Source organism: Dysosmobacter sp., from assembly GCF_052306735.1.
GTDB lineage: Bacteria > Bacillota > Clostridia > Oscillospirales > Oscillospiraceae > Oscillibacter.
Genome location: NZ_DAWBAJ010000060.1, coordinates 1 through 10241 on the forward strand (window position 1 = coordinate 1; position 10241 = coordinate 10241).

The following is a 10241-nucleotide window of genomic DNA, read 5'->3' on the forward strand; positions in this document are numbered from 1 at the left end:
AGGGAATGTCCTTGACCTCCATAGCGGTGAAGACGGGGTACTTCTTGCCGTTGACCACCAGAGCGCCGTCCTCGGAGGAGACCTCACCGGGGAACTTGCCGTGGACGCTGTCGTACTTGAGCATATAAGCCATGTACTCGGGGTTCATAAAGGGATCGTTGAGGCCCACAACCTCCACATCGTCACGGTTGAGAGCAGCGCGGAAGACCAGGCGGCCGATACGGCCAAAGCCATTGATGCCGATTTTGGTGTTCATAGTCGTTAGACTCCTTTCAAATTGTACGGCGGTTCTGGATCACACCGCCAAAACGTTTGCGCAAACGTTTTGCCTAATCGTTTATATCAGCATGATATCACACGGGTTTTGTTCTGACAACTGGCATTTCTTATAACAATATTAAGGGCATGTTGTGAATTATGGATAAAAAAAGGACACCTTTTCCATAAAATTGCGAGAAAGCCGTCGGAAAGCACTTGACGCGGGGAGTATGGTGGCATATACTGAGGAAGTTAATTGATTACGCAAATGAAATCTGCCAATAAAACACATTGCGCAAGAGGGTTTAAATCATGAAAGTGACCATCAGCGACGTGGCCAAGCTGGCGGGGGTCTCCACCGCCACCGTTTCCCACACCATCAACAACACCCGCTACGTCTCCAGTGAGACCAAGGAGAAGGTGTACAGTGCCATCGCGGAGCTGGGCTACACGCCGGACGCCTCCGCCCGGAGCTTCCGCACCGGAAAAAAGAAGACGGTGGGCTTTATTGTGCCCGATATCTCCAATAAATTCTTCGCCACCATGATCGAATCCGTGGAAAACTATCTCTCCATGCACGGCTATCATCTCATCATCGCCAACACCAAGGAGGATATGGACCGGGAGGAGACCAACGTGCGGCTGCTGACGGCGGGGCTGGTGGACGGACTGCTGATCGCCAGCACCATGGATGATTTCGACCGCTTCGACCAGATGATCCCGGCGGGATTCCCGGTGGTGCTGGTGGACCGTACTTTTGAGACCAAGAAGTACTCCTCCATCTGCGTGTCCAACTTCCAGCCCATCTACCGCAGCGTCTGCCGCCTGGCGGGGAAGGGCGACCAGCGCATCGGTATCATCGGCGGGCTGCCCCGCCTGTCCACCACCAAGGAGCGCATCAGCGCCTACCAGCAGGCGGTGGCGGACTGTGGGCTGCCGGATGATCCGGAGCTGATCCGCTACGGCGACTCCATGGAAAACAGCGCCCAGGCCTGCCTGGAGGAGCTGCTGGAGCAAAAGTGCGACGCCATCATCGTCTGCCAGGGCCTGATGGCCTCGGAGACCATGATCTACCTCCACAAAAAGGGGTACGACCTGTCCCGGGACATCGATTTGGTGAGCTTCATGGACTATGATTCCAACCTCTATCAGCTTTATTCCAACCAGATGGACTCCATCGTCCAGCCGGTGGTGGAGCTGGGCGAGGCCGCTGGGGAGCAGATCCTCCGGCGCATCGAAAAGCCCGACGCCCCCATCTTTGAAAAAGTCCTCACCTCCGCCTACCGGCCCTACAACGCCCCCCAGTCCTGGGCCCACTCGGACCGCTGAGCACATAACCGCAAAAAAACAGGAGAGCATCTGCTCTCCTGTTTTTGTTTGGGTACCATCAGGCGGCAAAGCGCAGGTGGAACCGGGCGCCGGGATCTCCGGCGAAGACCACCAGGCCGCCTTCCGGCAGCGTCACGGCGGTGTCCCCCCACAGTACGGAGGAGGCCGCTACGGTGCCGTCGGCGTTATAGACCCAGAAGCCCGCATCCTGGGGCACCTGGACGGTCATGGTCTTCCCGGCGGCGGCTCCCACCTGGTACCAGCGGGCATAGCCGTCGGACTGGACGGTGGTGTAGGCCCAGCCGGAGCCGGTGAAGAGCTCCGGCGCACCGGCAAGGTCCATGTAGGCACTCTGTCCCACGCTGACCCAGGTGATGCCGCTGCGGTCTTCCAGGTGGTAGTCCATGCCGTCACGGCCGCCTGTGCCGGGCACCCGGGCGGCGAAGAGGGCTGCGGTTTCGTCCGTGATCCGGGCGGCGCCCATGTAGCCGGGGATGGAATCCGGCACCTCGCCCACAGCCTCCCCCAGGGCCAGATAGATCTGGGAGTCGTATTTTTCATCCATAGGCAGAAGACTCATGGTGAGCAGGTCATCCCACACCGACTGGAGCTCCGGCGTCACCGCATTGTCCGCCAGCTTCACCGCCGCGTAGTTGGAGGTGGGCAGGCCGCCCAGTCCCGGCAGGGGAGAGACGGCCTTCTGGTGGAGATAGGTCTCGCCGTTGTCCTCCTCCACAAAGGAGAGCGCTGCGGAACCTGCAGCGTCCCGGAAGGTGCCGTCGGAGCAGTAGGTGAAGGCCTGATCCGGCACGGAGACGGGGTAAGTGGTGCAGTGGAGGGTCAGTGTGCCGTCATCGCTGATCTCCACCTTGTACTGGACGGTGGTGGAGGCATAGTACCCGGCATAGTCCTTCATCTCCTGGGGCATGGCGGCGGAGACGGCCTCCGGCAGGGCGGGGATGCTCTCGTCCACCGTGACGCCCTCCTCCGCCAGGGCGGCGATGAGGATCTTCCCGGCGGCCATCTGGTTGTAGGTGGACACGCCGCCGGAACTCACCACTGCGGCGGCCATGTCATACTCCGGCAGCACCACCAGGGCGGCGTGATAGCGCAGGGTGTCGCCGCCCTTGGCCAGAGCTGTGATACCGCTCTGGCAGAAGGGGTAGAGGGCCATGTTGTCCCAGCCCAGGCCGTAGGCCAGGGAGTCCAGAGTATCGTCGGGCCAGACGCCCCGGCTGTACTCAGGATAGGCCATAGCCTCCAGGGAGGAGGTCTTCAGCAGCTGTGTCCCCGTCAGAGCACCGCCAAAGGACGCCAGGTCCGAGGCAGTGGCGTACATGCCGCCGGCGCCCACGGCGGTGAGGCAGTCCTGGGGCAGGGCCCGGGTGTCGGAGCCGGTGTAGGTTTTGGCCAGACGGGAGGTGTCGAAGTCGTCTCCGGGGGCGAAGGTGGAGGAGAGGCCCGCCGGGGAGAGAATGTTGGATCGCACATAGTCCATGAAGTCCATGCCGCTGACGGCCTCCACCACCAGCTCCGCCAGGGTGAAGCCGTCGTTGCAGTAGACGCTGTACTCTCCGGGAGCTGCCGCCAGGCGCTGGGTGGCGAGGGCTTCCAGCAGCCCGTCGGTGGCGGAGGGATCCGTGTCGTCAAAGAGGACAGCACCGGAGAGGCCCGTGCCCATAATGCCGGAGGAGTGGTTGAGCAGCATCCGTACCGTGATGTCTTCATAGCGGGGATCCGCCATCTTGAAGTCTTTCAGATACCGGGTCACCGGAGCGTCCAGGTTCACCTTGCCTTTTTCCGCCAGCTGCATCACCGCCACGGTGGTGTAGATCTTGCTGACGGAGCCCACGCCGTAGAGGATGTCCTCTGTCAGGGCCCGGTTTTCCGTCTTGGAGTAGACGCCGCTGCCGCCGGCGGCGGTGATCTCCCCGTCCTGCCACAGGGCGTACTGGATGCTCACTGCCTGGCCGTAGGTGGCGGCGTAGGTCATGGCCTCCTGGGCCGCGGTCTCCACCGTGGCGGCATCCGCGGCGGCGGCGGGCAAAACCATGCTCACCGCCAGGGCCAGGGCCACTGCCAGAGCGGCCAGACGCGGGAATTTTCTCTTCATTTCCATCGACTTCCTTTCTCTTCTTGTCTGCTCCGGGCGGCGGGCCGCCGTGGCCGCCGCCGCTTCTGTACCGATAGGATATACCCTCCACCCGGGGGAAGGTCAAGTTAAAATTTCACCGGGGCGCAGCCGCCCTGGAAGCCCGTGGTAATTCTGCCGCCGGAGACGGCAAAACGCCGTTGACAACGCTGGTCTATTGTTATAGACTGGAATCGGAAAGTCGATTATCATAGACCAAAGAGGAGGACGTTATGGAGCAGCATCATCTCAGCGACAGTGAGTACCGCCTTTTGCGGGTGGTGTGGGCATCGGAGCCGGTGGCCTCCGGGCAGCTGGTGACCCTCTGCGGGGAAAGGCTGGGGTGGAAGAAGTCCACCACCTACACGGTGTTGAAGAAGCTTTGCGACAAGGGCGTGCTGCGCAACGAGGGCAGCACCGTCACCTCTGCCGTGCCCCGTGCGGCGGTGGACCACCGTGCGGCGGAGGCCTTCGTGGACAAGACCTTCGGCGGTTCTCTCCCGGGGTTCCTCACCGCCTTCATGGGCGGGCGGAAGCTGACGGCAAAAGAGGCGGAGGATTTGAAGCGTCTCATTGAGACGTATCAGGAGGGATAGGCATGGAACTTCTGACGGCGGTTTTTTCCCGGCTCCTCTCCATGGCCCTCATGGCCCTGCCGGTGATGGGGGTGGTGCTGGCGGTGCGGCTGGCCCTCACCCGGGCACCCCGGAAGTACCGCTATGCCCTGTGGCTGGTGGTGGGGTTCCGGCTCCTCTGTCCGGTGAGCCTCCGGGGGTTTTTGAGTATTTTCAACCTGCCGGGGCTCTATGACCTGGCGGAGGCCACCGGCTCCGTGGACGGCGGCGTGGTGACGGCCCTGCCGCCGGTGGCGGCGGCCATGGCCCCGGCCAGCCCTGCGGCGAACGCCCCTGTTCTGGTATCCCCCGGTATTTCCGGCACGGTGGAAAGCACCCTGCCCACCCTGACGGAGACTGCGGGCCTCACCCAGGGGGAACTGCTGCTGCGGGCGGCCTCTGTGGTGTGGCTGCTGGGGCTTTTGGCGGTGCTGGCGGTAGGGATTGTCAGCCTGGTGCGCCTGCGGCGCCGCCTGGCCGGGGCGGTGTGGTGCGGCGGCGAGGTGTGGGAGTCCGACGCGGTGCCCACCCCCTTTGTCCTGGGCTTTTTCCGGCCCCGGATCTACATCCCGCCCCATCTTACCGGCACAGAGCGCACCTGCGTCCTGATCCATGAGCGCCACCACATCCGCCGCCGGGACCCCTGGTGGAAGCTCCTTGCCTGGTGCATCCTGGCGGTGTACTGGTGGGACCCGGCGGTTTGGCTTTGCTGGGTGCTCTTCTGCCGGGACATGGAGATGAGCTGCGACGAGGCGGTGCTCTCCGCCCTGGGAGACCAGGTGAAGCGGGGATACAGCCTCTCCCTGGTGGCAAACGCCGCGGCCCGGCCCGTTCCGGCGGCCCTGGCTTTTGGAGAGCACGACGCCGCCCGGCGGGTGAAAAACGTCCTGAAGTGGAAGAAGGAGACGCCTCGGGTGGCCTTTCTGGCCGTGGCGGCGGTGTTGCTGGTGGTGACGGTGTGCCTGAACGGCGCCACGGAGCAGCCGGACGAGGGCTATGTCCGGGGCCTGGAGGGGGAGACGACGGCCTGGTCCCTGGACTACCGGTTCCCCGACGACACCCGCTCCTATGTTTTCTACATGGAGATCTACCGCTACGGGCAGCTCCAGGAGCGACGGAGCATGGTGATGGACGGCATGGAAGAAAACAGGGAGGGCATCGGGCAGCAATCGGGCACCTTCCGCCTGGAGGTCTTCCGGGAGGACGGCCAGACCGGCATGACCTTTTCCAGCGGGACCCTGCCCTCGCTTCTGACGGATGCGGCGGAGTGCGCACAGCTCACCCACTGGCGGTATCTCCGGGGAAAGGCCCCCCTGACCCTGGGCAGCAGTGTGGCGGTGGCGGTGGCCTACGCCCCGCCGGAGGGGGATTCCTCCGCCTCCACAGGGGCTTTGAACCGGGAGGACCTGACCGCCTTCCTGGAACGGTATCCGGTGGCGGTGGTGCTGCGGCTGGCCGTGTCCCGGCAGATGGTGGGCGCTTTGGTGGAGCGCATCGAAAGCGGCGTCATCGACCTGCCCGCCGCCCTGTACGCCCTGCGGCTGGATCACGCCCTGGAGGGAGAACCTCCCGCGCTGTCCTTCCAGGCGGAGCCGGGGCAGGACCTTTCCGGTGTCCGGACGATTCTGGAGACTCTGGGGGTGCCGGATCTGGAGCAATGCACCCTGGAGCTAGGAGTCCATCCGTTTTATCAGGATGTGAATACCCTGCTGGTCTGCTGCGAGGTTCCGGACCGGGAGACCTATGTGAATGCGATGTCTGTTGCGTCCATTCTGGTGCCGGCCCTGGTGGGGGACGTGGACCAGGTGATGTACGGCTATGGCCCCCAGAGTGGCCCCATCTGGAGAATTCCTTACACCAAGGGCGGCTCCAACGACCTGGACGAGATTGCCCGGGAGCTGGGCTATCAGGACATCCACGATCTGGGCAAGACCCTGCCGGGCATCCAGACGCTGGTGGATTGGCTGTGGGAGGAGGACCTACCTGCCGTTTCCGCCGCGGAGACCCTGGCCGCCCGGCTGTGGGTCCTGCGGGACGACCCGCAGATGAAGCTGGAGAACCTTCTCCTGGACGAGGGCATCCCCCATGTGGAGGGTGCCTCCTCCTGGATCCCCGTCAACCACCGGAGTATCAGCCGTACAGCCGATGATACCCTGTCCTTCTATTTTGACGACCCGTCGGCCACGGCCGAAGGGGTGCGGCAGGCCATGGAGAAGAAGGCCATGGTGCTGCTGGCTCTGCGGGAGGATTTGACCGAGGTGACCTGGACGTGGGTGCCGGAGGGCGGCGACGACATCCCCCTCTCCAGGCAGCTGACGGAGACGGAGGCCGATGCACTGCTCGTTGCCGCGGGCTTTTCGGAGGGAATCAAGGCCATGGGCGCGTCTCCCGCCGCCCTGGCGGAGCTGCTGCAATGGCTGGACAGCTGGGCAGGCGCATCCACCGTGGAGGGGACCGCCACCCGGCTGTGGGCCCTGTCCCGGGGGAGCGGCCGGTACGATGCGGTGCGGGAAGTGGTGTACCGGGGCCCCTGGGCGGTGCCTGAGATGGATGGGCGGTGCTCGGTCCTATACGACGGAGAAGAGGTGGAGTACCAGCTGATCTTTATGCCTTCGGACCCGGCTGCCCTGGATGCCGCCATGGAGCGTAATGCCCTGGTGATTTTGTATCTCCTGCCCTGGGTGGAGGAGGTCCGCTGGACCTATCCGGGGCCGGATGGCGCGGTGGAACGCCGTGTCTACGGCTGGGAACCGAAGGGCGAGGCGGACCTTGCCGCCCTCTCTGCCGCCTCCGGGTACGATCTGGCCCGCTTCCACCAGTCGGAGGAGGGCCTGGCCGTACTGCTGGCGGCATTGGAGAGCCGGGACAGCTGGATCGCGGAAGCCTGGGAAGAACCCTTCGTGGATATCCTGGGGTACAACGGTGTCATGGTGACGAAAGCGGCTTCCTACGGCTGGAGCCAGCGCACCTATTACGCCGTCTCCGCCGACGGCAGCCGCACCCCCATCGCCGAGAGCTTCGGCTGGGAGGAACCGGAGGACTACGCCGTGGACCTGGACGGGGACGGCAGGCGGGAGCTGGTGTGCAACGTCAGCTTCGGCGGCGACGGGGCCCGGCGGGCCTATGTCTACCAGCGCCGCTCCGACGGGATCTACCGGGGAGAGGTTTCTCCGGAGGGGGTGCCGGGGTATGCGGGCGGTGGCGCGGTCTCCTGGTGGTCGGAGTACGATCCGGAAGCGGGCTGTCTGTACCTTTACTATTTCGACGCGGAACAGGAGCAGGACGCCTCCCTGACGGTGACGGACCTTTCCGGTTTGGAGTTTTTCCCCTATCCCGGCTGAGCCGGACAACAAGGGAGGACGGGCACAGCCCGTCCTCCTTATTTGTATCCCCCGCAGGTCAGCAAAACGGAAAAAGTTGCACAGCGGGAAAATTTTCTCTATAATCCTGCATAGGACACCACGGGCCCGGGAAGCGCCGGGCCGGGATATTTTGGATGAACGGGGGAACCTTTTATGACTACCCGCATGGAACACGATACCATGGGTGAGATCGCCGTCCCGGCGGATCACCACTGGGGGGCCCAGACCCAGCGAAGCCTGGAGAACTTCAAGATCGGCTGGGAGCGCCAGCCCAAGGAGATCATCACCGCCTTCGCCTATTTGAAGGAGGCCTGCGCCTTGGCCAACGCCGACTGCGGCAAACTGACGGCGCAGCAGGCGGAGACCATCGCCGCTGTCTGCGGCGAGATCCGGGCGGGACAGTGGGATGGGGAGTTTCCCCTCTCCGTCTGGCAGACCGGCAGCGGCACCCAGACCAATATGAACGTCAACGAGGTCATTGCCCACCTGGCGGCGGAGCGGGGGATACCCCTGCATCCCAACGACCAGGTGAACGCCTCCCAGTCCAGCAACGACACCTTCCCCTCGGCGCTGCACATTGCCGCCGCCCTGGCGGTGGAGCGGGAGGTGATCCCGGCGGCGGAGCGCCTGGCGGAGACCTTCCGGAAGCTGGAGGAGGCCTACCCGGATCTCATCCGCATCGGCCGCACCCATCTCCAGGATGCCACGCCCTTGAAATTCGCCCAGGAGGTCTCCGGCTGGCGGGAGCTCGTGGAGGCCCCGGTGCGGATGCTGCGCCTGGCCCAGAGCGAGCTTACCCGCCTGGCCATCGGCGGCACTGCCGTGGGCACCGGGCTCAACGCCCCCAAGGGGTATGACGCCATGGTGTGCGAAAAGCTCCGGAATCTGACGGGCCTACCCTTTGCCCCGGATGAGAACAAGTTCCACGCCCTCACCAGCAAGGACGTCCTGGTCTTTGCCCACGGGGCATTGAAGGCCTTGGCGGCCAACCTCATGAAGATCGCCAACGACATCCGCTTCGAGGCCAGCGGTCCCCGCTGCGGCATGGGGGAGCTGCGCATTCCGGAAAACGAGCCGGGCTCGTCCATCATGCCCGGCAAGGTGAACCCCACCCAGTGCGAGGCCGTCACCATGGTGGCGGTACAGGTGATGGGCAACGACGCCGCCATCGGTTTTGCCGCCAGCCAGGGAAACTTCCAGCTCAACGTCTTTTTGCCGGTCTCCGCCTACAACTTCCTCCAGTCCGCCCGGCTGCTGACGGACGTGTGCGACTCCTTCCGCCTCCACTGCGCGGAGGGCATCGAGCCCAACGCGGAGCGGATGGAGCACAATCTTCACAATTCGCTGATGCTGGTCACTTGCCTGACGCCCAAGATCGGCTACGAGGCGGCGGCCAAGTGTGCCAAAAAGGCCCTCCAGGAGGGTACCACCTTAAAAGAAGCGGTGCTCTCTCTGGGCCTTCTCACGGCGGAGGAGTTCGACGAGACGGTGCGTCCGGAGAAAATGGTATAAAAACACAAGGGCTTTCACCCAGCAGAACCTGCCCCGGTGTGCATCTTCATGCACGCCGGGGCACTGTATTTATTCAGCCGCAGGTATCCTTGCAGCAGCAGCGGAACCGTACGGCGGCATACGTTCCTGCAAGGCCCAGCAGCCCTCCCAGCTCCAGTACCAGGAAAAAGACCCACGCGGCCGCCCCCAGATGCACCAGCACCCGGGAGGCCGCCAGAAAGGCCCCCATGGCGGTGAGGACACCTCCCAGGGCGCCGGCTGCCGCCGTCCGTCCCCAGCATGCCCAGGCATAGGACAGGGCAGGAGTTCGCTTCCCACAGAGCACGCCCCAGGCAAGAGTCAGCCCACCCAGCAGGGAGAAGACTGCCCCGGCGGTGAAAAACAGCTGGGCCGCCCCGGTCTCCGGGGCCAGGGCCAGGACGCCGAAAGCCAGCAGCACAAAGATCAGAATACCGGCTGCCAGGGCGCCCAGCGCCAGGCACAGCCGCTCACGATAACAGGGTCTCATGGAATCCACCTTTCCGTTTGTTCCCCGCAATTTTGTCCGGCGGGACAGTGCGTCCCGCCCTCCATGCTATGCGCCCCGGCGGCAGTGGGTGCAGATGCATAAGGCGGTGCATACGGCGCATGGACATCCCGCCCCGGAGGCCAAAGGGCCGGCCGGGATTCTGCCGAATGGGCACAATCCGGGAAAACATTGGCAAAATATGCAAAACGCCCCAGAAAGCGAAACGAAGATTGTGCAACATGCTGGTTGAATAATTATTCATAGCAGGTGTATAATTCAACCATCGTCAGACAACAAACGCTTCTGGGAGGTACATACCATGGCTAAGAATAAAAAGGACATCAAGAAGATCGTACTGGCCTACTCCGGCGGCCTGGACACGTCCATCATCATCCCCTGGCTGAAGGAGAACTACAACAATCCTGAGATCATCGCCGTGGCTGGCAACGTGGGCCAGAACGACGAACTGGACGGCCTGGAGGAGAAGGCCATCAAGACCGGCGCCTCCAAGCTGTATGTGGCGGATC

8 protein-coding genes are annotated in these 10241 nt (G+C 63.7%); 5 read left to right on the plus strand and 3 right to left on the minus strand.

The features are described 5' to 3' along the window. The coding region (locus ACT67G_RS11025; protein WP_443664267.1) for a glyceraldehyde 3-phosphate dehydrogenase NAD-binding domain-containing protein at positions 1 to 256 on the minus strand (256 nt) is incomplete at its 3' end. A gap of 314 nt (positions 257 to 570) precedes the next feature. On the opposite strand from ACT67G_RS11025, the gene ACT67G_RS11030 reads away from it, so the two are divergent. Beyond that, positions 571 to 1587 carry a LacI family DNA-binding transcriptional regulator gene (locus ACT67G_RS11030; protein ID WP_326214985.1) on the plus strand — a complete coding sequence of 339 codons (1017 nt, stop codon included), beginning with the start codon at positions 571 to 573 and terminating at the stop codon, positions 1585 to 1587. Between the two features lie 58 nt (positions 1588 to 1645). Here ACT67G_RS11030 and ACT67G_RS11035 read toward each other — a convergent pair whose 3' ends face one another. Continuing rightward, positions 1646 to 3700: a serine hydrolase domain-containing protein gene (locus ACT67G_RS11035; protein ID WP_443664268.1), complete on the minus strand. Its 2055-nt coding sequence runs from the start codon at positions 3698 to 3700 to the stop codon at positions 1646 to 1648. 251 nt (positions 3701 to 3951) lie between these two features. On the opposite strand from ACT67G_RS11035, the gene ACT67G_RS11040 reads away from it, so the two are divergent. The 3 genes from ACT67G_RS11040 (at position 3952) to fumC (ending at position 9206) form a co-directional block, all read left to right on the plus strand. Then, positions 3952 to 4314, plus strand: a complete 363-nt coding sequence (locus ACT67G_RS11040; RefSeq protein ID WP_443664269.1) for a BlaI/MecI/CopY family transcriptional regulator — start codon at positions 3952 to 3954, stop codon at positions 4312 to 4314. A gap of 2 nt (positions 4315 to 4316) precedes the next feature. Beyond that, positions 4317 to 7673: a M56 family metallopeptidase gene (locus tag ACT67G_RS11045; RefSeq protein ID WP_443664270.1), complete on the plus strand. Its 3357-nt coding sequence runs from the start codon at positions 4317 to 4319 to the stop codon at positions 7671 to 7673. Positions 7674 to 7847: 174 nt separating this feature from the next. Continuing rightward, on the plus strand, positions 7848 to 9206 hold the full coding sequence (fumC, locus tag ACT67G_RS11050; protein ID WP_443664271.1) for a class II fumarate hydratase: 1359 nt from the start codon (positions 7848 to 7850) through the stop codon (positions 9204 to 9206). Positions 9207 to 9279: 73 nt separating this feature from the next. Here fumC and ACT67G_RS11055 read toward each other — a convergent pair whose 3' ends face one another. Continuing rightward, positions 9280 to 9714: a hypothetical protein gene (locus tag ACT67G_RS11055; RefSeq protein WP_443664272.1), complete on the minus strand. Its 435-nt coding sequence runs from the start codon at positions 9712 to 9714 to the stop codon at positions 9280 to 9282. A 319-nt stretch (positions 9715 to 10033) separates the two neighbouring features. On the opposite strand from ACT67G_RS11055, the gene ACT67G_RS11060 reads away from it, so the two are divergent. After that, positions 10034 to 10241, plus strand: a 208-nt coding sequence (locus ACT67G_RS11060) for an argininosuccinate synthase domain-containing protein (protein ID WP_443664273.1), incomplete at its 3' end; no start/stop codon positions are given.

Coding starts and splice junctions, on each gene's coding strand:
- ACT67G_RS11040 (WP_443664269.1), top strand. CDS start 3,952: ATGGAGCAGCATCATCTCAGCGACAGTGAGTACCGCCTTTTGCGGGTG.
- ACT67G_RS11030 (WP_326214985.1), top strand. CDS start 571: ATGAAAGTGACCATCAGCGACGTGGCCAAGCTGGCGGGGGTCTCCACC.
- ACT67G_RS11045 (WP_443664270.1), top strand. CDS start 4,317: ATGGAACTTCTGACGGCGGTTTTTTCCCGGCTCCTCTCCATGGCCCTC.
- fumC (WP_443664271.1), top strand. CDS start 7,848: ATGACTACCCGCATGGAACACGATACCATGGGTGAGATCGCCGTCCCG.
- ACT67G_RS11035 (WP_443664268.1), bottom strand. CDS start 3,700: ATGAAGAGAAAATTCCCGCGTCTGGCCGCTCTGGCAGTGGCCCTGGCC.
- ACT67G_RS11055 (WP_443664272.1), bottom strand. CDS start 9,714: ATGAGACCCTGTTATCGTGAGCGGCTGTGCCTGGCGCTGGGCGCCCTG.